General features: G+C 69.1%; 13 protein-coding genes. 4 read left to right on the forward strand and 9 right to left on the reverse strand.

Features of this window, described 5'->3' with window-relative positions; all coding sequences use genetic code 11:
* The first annotated feature begins 15 nt into the window (after positions 1-15).
* Positions 16-1,857 carry a translation elongation factor 4 gene (gene lepA, locus ACYVD1_RS09310; protein WP_460770345.1) on the forward strand — a complete coding sequence of 614 codons (1,842 nt, stop codon included), beginning with the start codon at positions 16-18 and terminating at the stop codon, positions 1,855-1,857.
* 85 nt (positions 1,858-1,942) lie between these two features.
* On the opposite strand, the gene ACYVD1_RS09315 is transcribed toward lepA, so the two are convergent.
* The 5 genes from ACYVD1_RS09315 to ACYVD1_RS09335 form a co-directional block, all read right to left on the reverse strand.
* Entirely contained in the window at positions 1,943-2,845 is a 903-nt protein-coding gene (locus tag ACYVD1_RS09315; RefSeq protein WP_460770348.1) for a sugar ABC transporter permease, read from the reverse strand.
* Complete coding sequence (locus ACYVD1_RS09320; protein ID WP_460770350.1) at positions 2,842-4,458, reverse strand: ABC transporter permease subunit; 1,617 nt, start codon at positions 4,456-4,458, stop codon at positions 2,842-2,844. Before ACYVD1_RS09320 ends, ACYVD1_RS09315 begins: the two co-directional genes overlap by 4 nt.
* Positions 4,458-5,708 carry a sugar ABC transporter substrate-binding protein gene (locus ACYVD1_RS09325; protein ID WP_460770354.1) on the reverse strand — a complete coding sequence of 417 codons (1,251 nt, stop codon included), beginning with the start codon at positions 5,706-5,708 and terminating at the stop codon, positions 4,458-4,460. The genes ACYVD1_RS09320 and ACYVD1_RS09325 overlap by 1 nt, the downstream gene beginning before the upstream one ends.
* Before the next feature lie 353 nt (positions 5,709-6,061).
* Entirely contained in the window at positions 6,062-7,258 is a 1,197-nt protein-coding gene (locus ACYVD1_RS09330) for a sugar ABC transporter substrate-binding protein (RefSeq protein WP_460770356.1), read from the reverse strand.
* Positions 7,259-7,437: 179 nt separating this feature from the next.
* Positions 7,438-9,051: a glycoside hydrolase family 13 protein gene (locus ACYVD1_RS09335; protein WP_460770359.1), complete on the reverse strand. Its 1,614-nt coding sequence runs from the start codon at positions 9,049-9,051 to the stop codon at positions 7,438-7,440.
* A gap of 96 nt (positions 9,052-9,147) precedes the next feature.
* Here ACYVD1_RS09335 and ACYVD1_RS09340 point away from each other — a divergent pair, with 96 nt between their 5' ends.
* On the forward strand, positions 9,148-10,227 hold the full coding sequence (locus ACYVD1_RS09340) for a LacI family DNA-binding transcriptional regulator (protein WP_460770362.1): 1,080 nt from the start codon (positions 9,148-9,150) through the stop codon (positions 10,225-10,227).
* A gap of 130 nt (positions 10,228-10,357) precedes the next feature.
* Here the strand turns inward: ACYVD1_RS09340 and ACYVD1_RS09345 are convergent, their stop codons facing one another.
* Positions 10,358-10,900, reverse strand: coding sequence for a hypothetical protein (locus ACYVD1_RS09345; RefSeq protein ID WP_460770364.1), 543 nt, complete (start codon positions 10,898-10,900; stop codon positions 10,358-10,360).
* A 289-nt stretch (positions 10,901-11,189) separates the two neighbouring features.
* On the opposite strand from ACYVD1_RS09345, the gene hemW reads away from it, so the two are divergent.
* Positions 11,190-12,422: a radical SAM family heme chaperone HemW gene (gene hemW / locus ACYVD1_RS09350; protein ID WP_460770366.1), complete on the forward strand. Its 1,233-nt coding sequence runs from the start codon at positions 11,190-11,192 to the stop codon at positions 12,420-12,422.
* Between the two features lie 73 nt (positions 12,423-12,495).
* Here hemW and ACYVD1_RS09355 read toward each other — a convergent pair whose 3' ends face one another.
* The 3 genes from ACYVD1_RS09355 to ACYVD1_RS09365 form a co-directional block, all read right to left on the reverse strand.
* Positions 12,496-13,176, reverse strand: a complete 681-nt coding sequence (locus ACYVD1_RS09355) for a DUF4870 domain-containing protein (protein ID WP_460770368.1) — start codon at positions 13,174-13,176, stop codon at positions 12,496-12,498.
* Between the two features lie 29 nt (positions 13,177-13,205).
* Positions 13,206-13,535: a DUF4870 domain-containing protein gene (locus ACYVD1_RS09360; RefSeq protein ID WP_460770445.1), complete on the reverse strand. Its 330-nt coding sequence runs from the start codon at positions 13,533-13,535 to the stop codon at positions 13,206-13,208.
* Positions 13,536-14,244: 709 nt separating this feature from the next.
* Positions 14,245-15,084 (reverse strand): DUF3097 domain-containing protein, encoded by an 840-nt coding sequence (locus tag ACYVD1_RS09365; RefSeq protein ID WP_460770370.1) that lies wholly within the window; start codon positions 15,082-15,084, stop codon positions 14,245-14,247.
* Between the two features lie 177 nt (positions 15,085-15,261).
* Between ACYVD1_RS09365 and hrcA the strand changes: the two genes are divergently transcribed.
* On the forward strand, positions 15,262-16,275 hold the full coding sequence (hrcA, locus tag ACYVD1_RS09370) for a heat-inducible transcriptional repressor HrcA (RefSeq protein WP_460770372.1): 1,014 nt from the start codon (positions 15,262-15,264) through the stop codon (positions 16,273-16,275).

A 16,275-nucleotide genomic window follows, 5' to 3' on the forward strand; every position in this document is an offset into this window, starting at 1 on the left:
TGTGAACGGAGCACGGTGGCACAGCCGAACTGGACCGATCCCGCGCTGATCCGCAACTTCTGCATCATCGCGCACATCGACCATGGCAAGTCGACGCTGGCCGACCGGATGCTCCAGATCACCGGGGTCGTCGAGGACCGTCAGATGCGCGCCCAGTACCTGGACCGCATGGACATCGAGCGCGAGCGCGGCATCACGATCAAGTCGCAGGCGGTGCGGATCCCGTTCACCGCTCTGGACGACCGGTCGTACACGCTCGACCTCATCGACACCCCCGGCCACGTCGACTTCACGTACGAAGTCTCGCGGTCCCTGGCGGCCTGTGAGGGCGCGATCCTGCTGGTCGACGCGGCACAGGGCATCGAGGCCCAGACCCTCGCCAACCTGTACATGGCGCTGGAGAACGACCTCCACATCATCCCGGTGCTCAACAAGATCGACCTTCCCGCTGCCCAGCCCGAGAAGTACGCCGAGGAGCTCGCCGGGATCATCGGCTGTGAGCCCTCCGACGTGCTCAAGGTGAGCGCCAAGACCGGCGAGGGCGTAGAGGAGCTCCTCAACGAGATCGTCAACCAGATCCCGCCGCCGGTCGGCGAGGAGAACGCCCCGGCCCGCGCGATGATCTTCGACTCGGTCTACGACACCTACCGCGGCGTGGTCACCTACGTGCGGGTCGTGGACGGCAAGCTCAGCCCCCGCGAGCGCATCCAGATGATGTCCACCAAGGCCTCACACGAGATCCTGGAGATCGGGGTCAGCTCGCCGGAGCCGACCAAGAGCAAGGGTCTTGCCGTGGGCGAGGTCGGCTACATCATCACCGGTGTGAAGGACGTGCGCCAGTCCAAGGTCGGTGACACCATCACCACCCTGAACAAGTCCGCCAAGGAGATGCTCCCCGGGTACCAGGAACCCAAGCCCATGGTGTTCTCGGGCCTGTACCCGATCGACGGCACCGACTACCCGGTGCTCCGCGACGCCCTGGAGAAGCTCCAGCTCAACGACGCCTCCCTGGCGTTCGAGCCGGAGACCTCCGCGGCCCTGGGCTTCGGTTTCCGCTGCGGTTTCCTCGGCCTGCTCCACCTGGAGATCACCAGGGCACGCCTCGAGCGCGAATTCAACCTCGAGCTCATCTCGACCGCGCCCAACGTGATCTACCGCGTGGACATGGAGGACGGCGCCGAGCACGTGGTGACCAACCCCAGCGAGTTCCCCACCGGGAAGATCGACTCGATCCACGAACCGATGGTCAAGGCCACCCTGCTCAGCCCCGCCGACTACATCGGCCAGATCATGGAGCTGTGCCAGGACCGCCGCGGCGAGCTCCAGGGCATGGACTACCTGTCCGAGGACCGCGTGGAGATGCGGTACACGCTCCCCATGGCCGAGATCGTCTTCGACTTCTTCGACGCGCTCAAGTCCCGCACCAAGGGCTTCGCGTCCCTGGACTACGAGCCCATCGGTGAGCAGGAGGCGGACCTGGTCAAGGTCGACATCCTCCTGCAGGGCGAGCCCGTCGACGCCTTCTCCGCGATCGTCCACAAGGAGAAGGCGTACGCGTACGGCGTCGAGATGACCAAGAAGCTGCGTGAGCTCATCCCCAGGCAGCAGTTCGAGGTGCCGGTCCAGGCCGCCATCGGAGCCCGGATCATCGCCCGTGAGAACATCCGCGCGATCCGCAAGGACGTGCTCTCCAAGTGCTACGGCGGCGACATCAGCCGTAAGCGCAAGCTGCTCGAGAAGCAGAAGGAGGGCAAGAAGCGCATGAAGATGGTCGGCCGCGTCGAGGTGCCCCAGGAAGCCTTCATCTCCGCCCTGTCCACCGACGGCGGCAGCGCCGAGGACAAGAAGAAGAAGTAGTTCCGAGCCGGACCCCGGAACGGCCGAAGGAGGGGCGCTCCCGCACGGGAGCGCCCCTCCTTTGTTCCTCGGGCCCTGTCAGCCGCTAGCCCTTGACCGCCCCGGCGGTCAGGCCCTCGCTGATGTAGCGCTGGAGGAACCAGAACACGATCAGCGTGGGTAGGGAGAGCATCAGCGCACCCACCGCGAACATCCCGAAGTTGGCGTTGCGCTGCGAGTCCACCAGTTGGTACAGGCCCAGGCCCAGGGTCTGGGAACCGGTGTCCCGCAGGAACACGCTGGCCATCAGGAACTCGTTGATCGTGCTGATGAACACCAGCAGCGCCACGATCGCCAGCACCGGGGTGACCAGCGGCAGCATGATGCGGAAGAACACCTGCGCGTGCGTGGCCCCGTCCATCTGGGCCGACTCGTCGAGCTCCTTCGGCACCGTGTCGAAGAAGCCCTTCATCAACCAGGTGTTGATGCTCAGGGCCCCGCCGAGGTAGACGAGCAGAAGCCCCCACCGGGTGTCGAAACCGAGCGCCGGGTAGACGTCCCCGATGTTGGAGAACATCAGATAGATGGCGACGATCGCCAGGAACTGCGGGAACATCTGGATGACCAGGAGCCCGATCAGGCCCACCCTGCGCCCCTTGAAGCGCATCCGGCTGAACGCGTACGCCGCCAGTGCCGAGAGCAGCACGGTGACGGCCGCGTTGGTCAGGGCGAAGAACAGCGAGTTCGCGTACCAGGTGGTGAACGGGGTGTTCTGGAACAGGTTCCGGGCGTTGTCGAGGCTGGCCCCGGTGGGTATCAGCTGGGAACTGCTGAGCGTACCGACGGGGTTGATCGCCGCGGAGACGACGAACAGCACGGGGAAGACCGCGAAGGCCACGACGACCCACATGACCGCGTGCCGCCACCCCAGGCGGGTGAGCCACAGACTGGCCCTGAGCCCGCTGGAACGCTGGTAGACGGGCCTCACGGCGACGTCAGTACCGGTCATCGGTCCACCTCCTGCAGGGCTTTGGTCCGGCTCAGACTGACCACCGAGAGGACCGAGACGATGAGGAAGATCATCACGGACAGCGCCGCCGCGTACCCGTACTGGGCCGTGGCCTCACTGAACGCCAGCCGGTAGGTGTAGGTGATGAGCAGGTCGGTGGCGCCGCCGGCGCCGGTGCCCTCCGCACCGAACGGCCCGCCTCGGGTGAGGAGCCACACCGCGTTGAAGTTGTTGAAGTTGAACGCGAACGTGGCGATGAGGATCGGCGCCATCGCGACCATGAGCAGGGGCAGTGTGACGTACCGGAACGCCTGCCACGGTCCCGCGCCGTCCAGCTGCGCGGCCTGTCCGAGTTCGCGCGGGATGGCTTGGAGGGCACCCGTGGCGACCAGGAACATGTACGGATAGCCCAACCACACGTTGGCGAGGATCACCGCGGCGCGGGCCGCCCACACGTCCCCCAGCCAGTCGACCTGCAAGCCGAGCATCCGGTTGAACAGGCCGAAGTCCGCGTTGAACATGTCCCGCCACAACAGGTACATGGCCAGTGAGCTCATGGCGTACGGCAGGACCACCAGGATCCGGTACACCACCTTGCCGCGCATCTTCGGTACGTGCAGGGTGAGCGCGATCGCGAGGCCGAGCACGAACACCAGGAACGTGACCGAGGCGGCGAAGGCGATGTTCCAGACCAGGGTGCCGAAGAACGAGGCGGCGAAAGCCGGGTCGATCAGGAACCGCATGAAGTTGTCGAAGCCGACCCCGACCTGCCAGCCCTGGGGAAGGCGCTCGCCGTCCTCGTTGTAGAAGGCGCCGCGATCGTCGTCCGCGTAGTAGACCTCGCCGGTCTCGATGTCCTCCACACAGTCGCAGGCCTCGTCGTAGACGCGCTGCGCGTTGCCCTCGAAGGCGCTGGAGAGGCCGCTGGAGCGGATCCCCGCCCCGTCGTCCGTGGGCACGGCGAAGGCCTGGAGGTCATCGCTGCGGGCGTTGACCTCGTTGGGCGTGAGGATGGTGTAGCCGAAGGCGTCGGTGACCTTGCCCGCCTGGTCGACGTCGGCACCGGGGAGCTCGCTCACCCCGTCCTCGGTGCCCGCGTAGGCGTTGTCCTCGGAGTCGGTGAGCAGGAAGACCAGGTCGCCGGTCTCGGGGTCTCCGGTGGTGGCCACGGTGAGCACGTACTCGGGGGAGTCGTCGTCCCGGACCACCGAGTACGCCTCGATGGAGGCGATGGCCTGTTCCTTGGCGCCCCGGTGACCGTCGCTCATGTTGGTCATCGACGTGCTCATCGTGTAGAGCACCGGGAAGATCTGGAAGGCCATCAGGAACAGCACGCCGGGGACCAGGTACTTGGCCGGGACCGTGCGTTTCGACAGGTAGACCCAGTAGACGAGGGCCATCACGGCCACCGCCAGGCCGATTCCCCACCAGTTGCCCGCCATGTACAGGGGCAGGATCGCCCAGATGCCCAAACCGGTGAACAGCCCGAGGAGGCCGATCTTGACCAGCTGGCCGAGGAGGGAGCCGTTGCCGGAGAAACGTCCTCCCGGCAGTGATGGACGGGCGGACGCCCCCTTCTCGGGGGCGCCCGCGCCGTTTCGGTTGACTGCCACTACTCGGAGCCGATCCGCTCGGCGATGGTCTCGTGCGCGGTCTCCAGCGACTCGCGGGCGTCCGCGCCGCCGATGATCTGGGCCTGGGCCACGCCCAGCGGCTCCCAGGTCTCACCCATCTCGGGGATGTTCGGCATGGCGACGCCGGCCTCGGCGGTCTCGGCCATCACGGCGATGTTGGGGTCGTCTTCGGAGACGCTCTCCAGGGCCTCGACCTGAACGGGCGTGCGGGGGTCGGCCTCGTAGAGGTCCAGGACGAAGTCGGTGTCGGTGACGTGGTTGACCACGAACTCCTCGGCGAGGGCGCTGTTGGCGCTGCCCTCGGTGACGAAGAAGGACTGGTAGCCGATGTAGGGAGAGGCCGGGTCCATGCCTTCGAAGCCGGGGATGGCGCTGATCTCGTAGTCGATGTCGGAGGCGTTGATGTCACCGACGTTCCACGGTCCGGCCACGAAGAAGGGGGCCTCGCCGTCGGTGAAGAGCGCGGCCTCGTTCTCGACGGTGATGGTGCGGCGGAGTACGCCCTCGCCCTCCTCGCCGTACTCGGCGATCGTCTCCATCGCCTCGATAGTTTCGTCGCTGCCGACCCCGAGGTCCTCCGGGTCCCAGTCGCCTTCCCCGTCCTGTCCGAACAGGTAACCGCCGGCGGAGCTCATGAGGGCGTTCATCCGGAACGGGTCGCCCTCCTGGTCCACGGCCATGGCCAGGACCTCGTCGACCTCGCCGTCGTCCTGGAGCTCGGTGCCGACCTCGACGAGCTCCTCGAACGTCTCGGGGGCGTCGGGCGCCATCTCGGTGTTGCGCATCAGGAAGATGTTCTCCTGGGCGTAGGGCACACCCAGCAGCTGGCCCTCCAGCGACATCGCGTCGATGGCGGTCTCGTCCAGCGCTTCCGCGCGGTCGGCCGGGAGCTCTACGGGCTGGACGGCGCCGTTGCGCATGAGGTTGCCGGTCCAGTCGTGCGCACCGATGAAGATGTCGGGGGCGTTACCCGCCTGGTGGGCGTTGACCAGGTCGCCCTGGATGTCGTCGAAGGAGACGTTCTGTACGTCGACCTCGATGCCGTTGGCCTCTGCGAACTCGGTGGCCGAACCCTCGATGGCGTCGGCCCGTTCGGGGTCGGACCAGATGACGAGCGTGCCCTCGGCCGAGCCCTCGTCGCCTCCGTTGTCGCTGTCGCCGTTGCAGGCGGTCGCCATAAGCGCGATCGCGGCGATACCGGCGACCGCTGAAGCGCTGCGGGATCTCATGGTGTCTTCCTTCCGGGAGGCCTGTCGAAGGTCGTGCATGCGGTTCACCGGAGGACCCGGGTCCGTTGCGGGCATGCTTGGTGATGTGACGTTAGCAATAACTTGCAGCCTTTGAAAGGCTTTGCAGTCCCTGGGGATAAAGATGTGGAAACACCCTGGAAACGGATGGGTGATGCCTGCCCCAGGGTTCCAGGGCGACTACCCAACGCGAGAAAACCGTGTTCGTTCGGCCCTTGGCCCGGCCTTTGCCCTGGCGGCCGCCCTCGGCCTTGGTTCGGGCCTTGCCCGCCTCCCGGACGTACTGCCTGGGAGGCGGGGCCGGGGAACACCCGCTCCAGCGAGGCGGGCGGAGTTCAGTCGTCGAAGCCGTCGATGATCTGCCGCTCCGCCTCAGCCAGCGCTTGGGAGGGGTCGGTGCCGCCGACGATGTCCGCGGCGGCCTGGGAGAACGGGCTCCACACCGACTCCATCTCCGGGATCGCGGGCATCGGCAGACCACCCTCACCCGCCTGCTGGAACGCGTCCATGTCGGGGTCGTGATCGGCGACCACCTCCAGGGCGTCCGTCAGGGCGGGCACGCGGGGGTCGGCCTCGTGCAGGATCACCGACAGCTCGGGGTCGGAGACGAAGGACTCCGCGAAGTCCGCGGCGAGGTCCGGGTCCTCGGTGCCCGAGGCGATGAAGAAGGTCTGCACACCGAGCAGGGACCGCGCGGCGTCACCGTCGGCGAACGCCGGGATCGAGCTGACCTCGTACGACAGTTCCGCGTCCTGCGCCGCCGGTACGCTCCAAGGCCCGCTGACCAGGAACGGTGCCGCGCCGGAGGCGAACAGGTCGGTCGCGTTGTCGGGGTCCGTGCTGCGGGTGAGTACTCCCGAACCGTCCTCCCCGAGTTCGGCCAAGAGCTCGAAGGCCTCCACCGACTCCGCTGCCGCCACCCCGAGGTCCGTGGGGTCGGGGTCGCCGGAGGAGTCCTCGCCGAACAGGTATCCGCCGGCCGAGGTGAAGAACGGGTGGATGTGGTAGGCGTCGCCCTCGTCGCCCATCTGCAGGCTCAGGGCCTGGTCGACGGTGCCGGAGTCCACCAGGTCGGTACCGGCCTCCACGAGTTCCTCCACGGAGCCGGGCTCGTCCGCTACGAGGTCGGTGTTGCGGAACAGCGCCAGGTTCTCGGTGGCGTAGGGGACGCCGTACACCTCGCCGTCGTAGGTGACCGCCTCCAGGGCACCGGCGGCGAAGGCGTCGGCGTCGCCGTCGGACAGGCCGACCGGGGAGACGGCCTCGGCCAGCGCCAGCTCTCCGGTCCAGTCGTGCGGGCCCACGAGGATGTCCGGGCCGATGCCGCTGGCGTGCGTGGTCAGGAAGCTGGCGCGCAGCTCTTCGTGCTCCACCACGATCACCTCCACCTCGCGGTCGGAACCGCGGGTGAAGGCCTCGGCGAAGGTCTGCATAGCCAGGGCGCGGTCCTCGTCGGCCCAGATGGTGAGCGGTTCGGTGAAGCGCTTGTCCACGGGTTCGTCGGCGGTCGAGCAGGCGGTCAGGACGAGCACCAGCCCACCCGCGCACAGGGGAAGAAGGGACCTCACTAGGGTCTCCAAACGTGACTGGCGGGGCCCGAGAGCGGGGTGTGCCCCGCGGATGGCAGAGAGGTTCGGGGTCGGTGGGGGGCGGGGGTGGTGCACGGGCGCCGGGAATCGAGTCAGCCCGACGCCCGCGTCAGGGATGCGCGTTACGCCCGCAGCCACACCGCGGTCTCGGCGGGCAGGGACAGCGTGTCCGTGGTGAGCTCGGCTCCGGGGCCGCTCGCGACCAGAACCTCGCCGGAGGCGTTCGGTCCGGCGGCCAACTCCACCGGTGCCTCGGTCGTGTTCACCGCGACCCGCACACCCGGCTCACGCTCGAAGTACAGAACGCCTTCGGGCGAGTCGAGCCAGGTCATGGAGCCGTCGCCAAGGGCGTCGAGGTCACGGCGCAGGCCGAGCGCGGTGGTGTAGAGATCCAGGGTCGAACCCGCCACCCCGCGCTGAGCGGCGCGGGACAGGCCCGCCCACTCGTCGGGTACCGGAAGCCACGGCGTGCTGCCCTCGGGGCCGAACCCGAACGGGGCGGTCCGGCCCTCCCAGGGAAGCGGGACACGGCAGCCGTCGCGGCCGCGGTCGGTGTGGCCCGAGCGCTCCCAGGTGGGGTCCTGGAGTGTGTCCTCCGGCAGGTCGGTGACCTCGGGAAGGCCCAGCTCCTCGCCCTGGTAGAGGTAGACCGAACCGGGCAGGCCGAGCATGAGCAGCGTGGCGGCCCGCGCCCTGCGCAGCCCCTGCTCTCCGCCGCCGAAGCGGGTGACGTGCCGGGTGACGTCGTGGTTGGAGAGCACCCAGGTGGTGGCGGCGCCCACCGCACCGTTGGCCGCCAGGGAGCCGTCGATCACCGTGCGCAGGCGCGCCGCGTCCCATGGAGCGGTGAGGTACTCGAAGTTGAACGCCTGGTGCAGCTCGTCCGGGCGCAGGTAGCGCGCCACCCGCTCGGCGTCCTCCACCCAGGCCTCGGCCACCAGTGTCCGGTTGCCGGGGTAGCTCGCGGCAATGCCCGACCAGCGGCGGTAGATGTCGTGGACGCCGTCCTGGTCGAAGTAGGGCAGGGACGTGCTGCCGTCGAGCAGGTCGGCCTTGGCGCCGTCGTCGATGTCCGGCAGGGCCGGGTCCTTGACCATGCCGTGGGCGACGTCGATCCGGAACCCGTCGACGCCCCGGTCCAGCCAGAAGCGCAGGACGTCGTCGAACTCGTCGTGCACCTCCTGGTTGGTCCAGTCGAAGTCGGGCTGCTCGGGGTCGAACAGGTGCAGGTACCACTGCTCGGGTGTGCCTTCGGCGGTCTTGAGGCGGGTCCAGGCCGGGCCGCCGAAGATGGACTTCCAGTTGTTGGGCGGCTCGTCGCCGCCCGGGCCCTTGCCGTCCCGGAAGATGTAGCGGGAGCGGGCGTCGCTGCCCGGCTCGGCCGCCACGGCCTCGCGGAACCAGCGGTGCGCGGAGGAGGAGTGGTTGGGGACCACGTCGATGATCACGCGGATGCCCAGATCGTGGGCGGCGGCCAGGAGGGCGTCGAAGTCCTCGAGCGTGCCGAATCGCGGGTCCACGTCCCGGTAGTCGGCGACGTCGTAACCGCCGTCGGCAAGGGGCGAGACGTAGAAGGGCGTGAGCCAGATCGCGTCCACACCGAGTTCGGCGAGGTGGGGGAGGCGCTCGCGGATCCCCGTCAGGTCGCCCTCCCCGTCCCCGTTGGAGTCGGCGAAGCTACGCACGTAGATCTGGTAGATAGCGGCCTCACGCCACCAGTGCGACTCGTGCTTCATCAGCGGGGGTCCTTCCCTGTCGCGTCTGCAAGTTCTTGCGCAAGATTACCGCCAACTTTCGTCCGTGTGACGACGATCTCGACTAGAGTTGCCCTTATGGGTCCACGACTTGCCGATATCGCGCGGCACGCAGGCGTCAGCGAGGCGACCGTCTCGCGGGTGCTCAACGACAAACCCGGAGTCGGCAGCGACACCCGCAAAGCCGTCCTGACCGCCCTCGACGTGCTGGGATACGAACGCCCCGCCCGGTTGCGACAGCGCTCAGCGGGCCTGGTCGGCATGGTGATCCCCGAGCTGGACAACCCGGTCTTCCCGATGTTCGCCCAGGCCGCCGAGGGTGCGCTCGCCCAGCGCGGCTACACGCCGGTGCTCTGCACCCAGACCCCGGGCGGGATATCGGAGGACGAGTACGTCGAACTGCTGCTGGAGCGCAACGTCTCCGGCATCCTCTTCATCTCGGGCAAGCACGCCGACACCTCCGCCTCGCACGAGCGCTACCAGGCCCTGGTCTCCCGGCGCCTGCCGATCGTGCTGGTCAACGGCTACACGGAGTCGATCCCGGCCGCGTTCATCTCCGCAGACGACCGCGAGGCCGGGCGCCTGGCCGTCAACCACCTGGCGGCGCTCGGCCACACCCGCATCGGCTTCACCAGCGGGCCCGAGCGCTACGTCCCGGTCCGCCGCAAGCTCGACGGCTTCCACCAGGCCCTCACCGAGCACGGACTCGACGCCGACGGCCTCGTCGAACTCTCCCTGTTCGGTGTGGAGGGCGGACACGCCGCCGCCACGCGCCTCATCGAGCGCGGCGTCACCGCCATGGTCTGCGGGTCCGACATCATGGCCCTCGGCGCCATCCGAGCGGCCCGCCAGCGCGGCCTGCGCGTACCCCAGGACTTCTCCGTGGTCGGCTACGACGACTCCCAGCTCATCGCCTTCACCGATCCGCCGCTCACCACCGTCCGCCAGCCCATCACCCCGATGGCCATGGCCGCCGTGCGGGCCCTGTGCGATGAGATCGCCGGGCACCCCGTCTCGCACGCCGAGTACGTCTTCGACCCCGAGCTGGTCGTCCGGGGCTCGACCGCGGCTGTCCCGTCCGCAGCGGTGCCCGAGGCCCGACTCGACGCACCCTCCCCGCTGCGCCGAGACACGGAGAACGCCGCCCACGGGCTCTGACCCCGGCCCACCGGCTCTGATCCCCACCCATCGGCCAGACTCCCGAACACGGCCCTGCCCCCACCCTCTGCCCCCGCACACGCGAAGGGGGCGCGTGCCGCGCGCACGCGCCCCCGTTCCCCCTGCGGCCTCAGCGCAGGAAGGGGAACCTCTTCACCGGCGCCGTCGAGCCCCACCAGTGGCCCAGGCCCAGGGTGTCGCCGGAGCGCACCAGCGCCAGGCCCACCAAGACCAGGGCGTAGACGATGTGGTCGTCCATGAACGGGTTGTTGTCCAGGGGCAGCACCGCAGCCCACATCAGGATCATCATCAGCGCACCCGAGGCAGCGGCGATCCGTTCGCCGACACCGAGCATCAGGGCCGCGCCGATGGCCAGCAGTCCCACCATGAACAGCGGGTCCGCCCAGAACGTCCCGGCGATGGAGCCGAACGCCCCGGCGAAGGGTCCGGAGGCGTTGGCCAGGAAACCCTCCGTCGGGCTTGCGCCGTTGAGCCAGGAGGCCTCCGTCGGGGTGGCGAAGCCCAGCCCCAGCAGCTTGTCGAAGAAGGCCCACAGGAAGACCCAGCCGATGGAGAGGCGGGTGGCGGCGAAGACGTAGCGGGCCGCGGGCGAACCGATGAGCGTTCGGTTCTCGGCCGACGCGGCTCGGTGGGTGGTCGTATTGCCGGACATCGTGTGTCCTTTCGCCGGTGTGTAGTGGCCACATCCAGACAATCCTGGTGAGAGACCGGGAACGAGGTCCCGTGGTACCGCTCCCAGGAGGCCGAAAGACCCTTCCTCCAGGGAACTTCGGCGAAGGGCCAGCTCAGCGCCGCACTCCGCGGTCCTGGCCCGGGCACGTGTGTCGCAACTCTCGGGGGCGGGAGCCCCGGGACACACTGGCTCCTCCTCAGCCGCTCCCACCCAGCTCCCAGGCTCACCGCCGTGCCGGGCACGCCGCCGTGTCGGCGACACTGGAGGTATGCCATCCGTAGCCCTCGACGGCGAACCCGTGCCCCGGACCGGGGACCTTCCCGCAGCCTCGCTCACCCAGCTCGGTGAGCGCCCGCTCGGGTTCTACGTACACGTGCCCTTCTGCGTCACCCGGTGCGGCTACTGCGACTTCAACACCTACACCGCCGACGAGCTCGTCTCCCGGGACGGCACCGCCACGGCCTCCCGCCAGACCTACGCGGGCCAGGCGGCCGCCGAGGTCGAGCTGGCCGACCGGGTGCTGGCCGGGGACCGGCCGCCCGTCAGTACCGTGTTCGTCGGCGGCGGCACACCCACCCTCCTGTCGGCGGAGGACCTCGGCCGACTCATCACCGCGATCCGCGAGCGCTTCGGCTTCACCGACGACGCCGAGATCACCACGGAGGCCAACCCCGAGACGGTCGACCCCGACTACCTGCGCCGTCTGCGCGCGGCCGGGTTCACCCGGGTGTCCTTCGGCATGCAGAGCGCGCAGCCCCACGTCCTGCGGATCTTGGAGCGAGGGCACACCCCGGGCCGCCCCGAACAGTGCGTGGCCTGGGCCCGAGACGCGGGTTTCGAGCACGTCAACCTCGACCTCATCTACGGCACCCCCGGGGAGAGCGACGAGGACTGGGCGGCCTCCCTCGAGGCCGCGATCGGGGCAGGCCCGGACCACCTGTCCGCCTACTCACTGATCGTCGAGGAGGGAACCCGGCTGGCCGCCCGGGTCCGGCGGGGCGAACTCACCGAGCCGGACGACGACGCCATGGCCGACCGCTACCTCATGGCCGACGAGGCCTTGGCCAAGGCCGGTTACACGCCGTATGAGGTGTCCAACTGGGCGCGCACCGCGGAGGGCCGCAGCGCGCACAACTCTCTCTACTGGACCGGCGGCCACTGGTGGGGCATCGGACCGGGCGCGCACAGCCACGTCGGCGGAACCCGCTGGTGGAACGTCAAGCACCCCGCCGCGTACGCGGCTCGCCTGGCCGGCGGCGACAGCCCGGCCCAGGCCCGCGAGGTCCTCACCGGCGCCGAGCGCAGGTTCGAACGGATCCTGCTCGAAGTGCGCGTGGAAGAGGGCTGCCCCCTGGAGTTGCTGGACGCTCAGGGACTGGCGGCCGCCCGGCGCCTGGTGGGGGAGGGTCTTCTGGACCAGCGGGCGCACGCCGAGGGGCGCGCCGCGCTGACCCGGCGGGGCCGCCTGCTCGCGGACGCGGTGGTCCGCGACCTCACCTGAGGGCGGAACGGCCGGGCCCCGAACACGGAGTGGGGCCCGGCGCTGCCGGGCCCCAGAGGTGGTACAGACGGGTCTACTTGACCCAGCCGACATTCACCGGGTAGCGGTACCACTCGCCGCGGTTGCTGGCCATGCCGGCCAAGATGCCGAACACGATCGCGCACACCCACAGCGCGAAGCTCAGGATCGAGCCGATGAAGATGAGCGTCAGCGGGATCGCGATGACGTAGCCGATCAGCAGCAGGAGCTGGAAGTTCAGCGCCTGGGCCGCCTGGTCCCGGAGGAAGGGCGACTCGTCCTTCTTGATCAGGTACATGACCAGCGGGACGACGAAGCCCAGGATGATGCCGCTCAGGTGGGTGAGCAGCGCGAAGGTCCGCTCCTCCTGGTTGGCCTGGCCGGTGACGGCCGAGGAGTCGCCGTAGCCCGGGGGCGGCGCGTACCCGCCCTGCTGGCCGGGGTAGCCACCCGGGCCGGGCGGAGGGTAGCCGCCGGGCGGCGGGTAACCGCCCTGGTGCGGGCCTCCTTGGGGCGGGTATCCGCCTTGCTGGGGGTACCCCTGTGGCGGGTAACCGCCCTGCTGCGGGTCACCGGGCGGCGGGTAACCGCCGGTACCGGGCGGCGGATAGCCGGGCTGCTGCCCCCCGTCGTACGGGCCGGGCTGGGACGGGTAACCGCCGGAGCCGCCCTGGCCGGGGTACTGGCCGCCCTGGCCGTAGGGGTCCTCCGGAGGCGGGGTGTTCGGATAGGACATGAGAGTTCCTTGGTGTGCGGGAGCTTGTTCTACTTCAGGAGTCGGATGCTCACCGGGTAGCGGTACCAAGCACCCTTGTTGGCGCCGGAGGCTCCCATGACCCCGAAGACGATCGCGACGATCCACACTAGTGCGATGAGCAGGTATCCGATCCAGATCAGGTTCGGGAAGACGATACCCAGACCGACGAAGGTGATGCCAGCCAGAACGTACGGGATCAGCAGCGTGATCTGGAAGTTGGCCGCTTCGGAGGCGTGGTGGCGGATGAACGGCGACTGGTTGCGCTTGGCGAAGTAGACCGCCAGCGGCGGGAGCCACCCCAGGAAAGCGATGACGAACCCGGACAGGTGGGCGAGCATCGCGACGAGGATGTCGTTGGCACCGTCCTGAGCGGGCTGCTGGGCCTGCGGCTGCCCGTAGGCGCCGGGCTGGGCGTAGCCGGGGGGCTGCTGCTCCGCGACCTGGTAATGGGGCTGCTGAGGCTGTCCGTAGGGCTGCTGCGGCGGTGCCTGCTGCGGGGGCTGTTGCGGGTAGCCGGGCTGACCGCCGGAAGGCTGGGCGTAACCGGGCTGACCGTACTGCTGTCCGTAGGGCTGCTGTGGCGCCTGGCCACCGGACGGCTGCCCCCATCCGGGCTGACCGCCGGAGGGCTGCCCATAGGGTTGTTGGGGTTGTCCCTGCGGTGCCTGCTGCGGGGGCTGTTGCGGGGGCTGCTGCGGCGGCGCCTGGTACGGGGGCTGCTGCGGGTGCCCCTGTTGGCCACCGGACGGCTGGGCGTAGCCGGGCTGACCGTATCCCTGCTGCTCGTACTGCTGGCCGTAGGGCGGCTGGCCGTACTGCTGCTGTTCGGGCGGCGGAGACTGCGGCGGCTGCTGCTCGGGGTGGGGCGGCGGGCTCGGCGGCTGGTGCCCCTGCGGGTCGTCCGGGGACGGAGGGTTCGACGGGGTCTCGCTCATGCTCTTCCTAAGCTCCGCTGTTGAGGGACGCTTGTTCTGTTTCCCGGGCTACCAGGCTGTACCGATGACCACGAATGCCCGAAGCGTCGTCAGACGACGTGGTGGGGTAATCCTAGTCTTCCGCGGGGTGCGGTCCCGTGACGAAGTCGATGAGCTCCTCGACGCGCCCCAGCAGCGAGGGTTCGAGGTCCCCGTAGCCGCGGACCGAACCCAGGATCCGGCGCCAGGCCTCACCCGTCTCCAGCCGCCACCCCAGGGCGTCGACGACCCCCTCCTTCCACGGGAGGCCCCGCGGGACCTCGGGCCACGCCCGGATCCCCACCGCGTCCGGCCGCACGGCCTGCCACACGTCCACATAGGGGTGTCCGACCACGAGTACGTCGTCGCCCCGGACCCGCTCCGCGATCCTGCTCTCCTTGGAACCGGGCACCAGGTGGTCCACCAGCACCCCCAGTCTGCGCCCCGGGCCGGGGGAGAACTCCGCCACCACCGATGGAAGGTCGTCGATCCCCTCCAGGAACTCGACGGCCACCCCTTCCACCCGCAGGTCGTGGCCCCAGACCTTCTCGACCAGTTCGGCGTCGTGGGCGCCCTCCACGTAGATCCGGCTCTCCCGGGCGGTGCGCGCCCGCGCGTCGGCCACGGCGATCGATCCGGAGGCGCTGCGCATCGGGCCTTGGGGAACGGCGGTCGGGCGCACCAGCGTCACCGGCTTCCCGTCCTCCAGGAACGCGGCGGGGCCGAGGTCGAACACCCTCTTGCGGCCGCTCCGGTCCTCCAGGGTCACAGTGGCCTTGTCCCAGGACACCACGGCACCGCAGAAGGTCTCGTCGGCGTCCTCGACGACGAGGTCGCGACTGAGGGGTATCTCGCGTACAGCGCCCTTCTTCGGTCGTCGCCAGTCTCCAGCCAGAACGTCGCGGCCGTAGCGGCCGGTTCCCTTGGTAGCCACGGTGGTGCAGTCTACTGGTGGTGTGTCCGGGAGCGCCGCCGGCAGGTGGCGCACGTCGCCGATCGCGCGGGAAGAAACCGGAGCCCAGGGCTTGTTACTACCCGCGGGTAGCCGTGTGGGTTTGCGGCCGGGCATAGAATTAGCACCAAGGACCATGGAGCGCCAGGAGGTGGCGAGTTGCTGGATGAGCGCAAGCTCGCGGTCCTGCGTGCCGTCGTCGAGGACTTCGTCAACACCAACGAACCGGTCGGTTCCAGGGCCTTGGCGGACCGGCACCCCCTCGGTGTCTCCTCAGCGACCATCCGCAACGAGATGGTCGCCTTGGAGGAGGACGGGTACATCGCCCAGCCGCACACCAGTGCGGGGCGGGTGCCCACCGACAAGGGCTACCGGCTCTTCGTCGACCGGCTCTCCTCGGTCAAGCCCCTCTCCGCCGCTGAACGGCGCGCCATCGAGTCCTTCCTCGGCGGTGCGGTGGACCTCGACGAGATCGTCGCCCGCACGGTGCGGCTGCTCGCGCAGCTCACCCGGCAGGTAGCGATCGTTCAGTACCCGTCGCTCACCCGGTCTTCTGTCCAGCACGTGGAACTCGTTCCGCTTGGCGGCCAGCGCATCATGATGGTCGTCATCACCAACACCGGACGGGTCGAACAGCGCGTCATCGACGGGCTGGGCTCCGTCAGCGAAACCGTGGTCAACGACCTGCGCACCATGCTCAATCGGGCCATAGCCGGACGGCACCTCGGCGACGTGCCGGACGCGGTGGAAGACCTGCCCGCCCACGTCGCGCCGGAGGACCGCCCGGTCGCAGTCGCGGTCCTCTCGGTTCTGCTGGAGAGCCTCGTCGAACGGCACGAGGAGAAGATCGTCCTGGCGGGCACCGCCAACCTCGCGGCCGTCGACTTCGCAGCCAGCCTGCGCGAGGTGCTAGAAGCACTGGAAGAGAACATGGTCCTCATCCGTTTGCTCGGTGAGGCGAAGGACCCCTCGATGCTCACCGTGCGCATCGGCGCGGAGAACTTCCACGAGGGCCTTCGGTCCACTTCCATCGTGTCGGCCGACTACGGTGTGGGAAACCAGTCGCTGGCCAAGATCGGTGTGGTGGGACCCACCCGTATGGACTACCCAGGGACAATGGGCGCCGTCCGTGCGGTGGCTCGGTATGTCGGACAGATTTTGGCAGGACAGTAA

The sequence above is a fragment of the Nocardiopsis nanhaiensis genome (assembly GCF_054778635.1).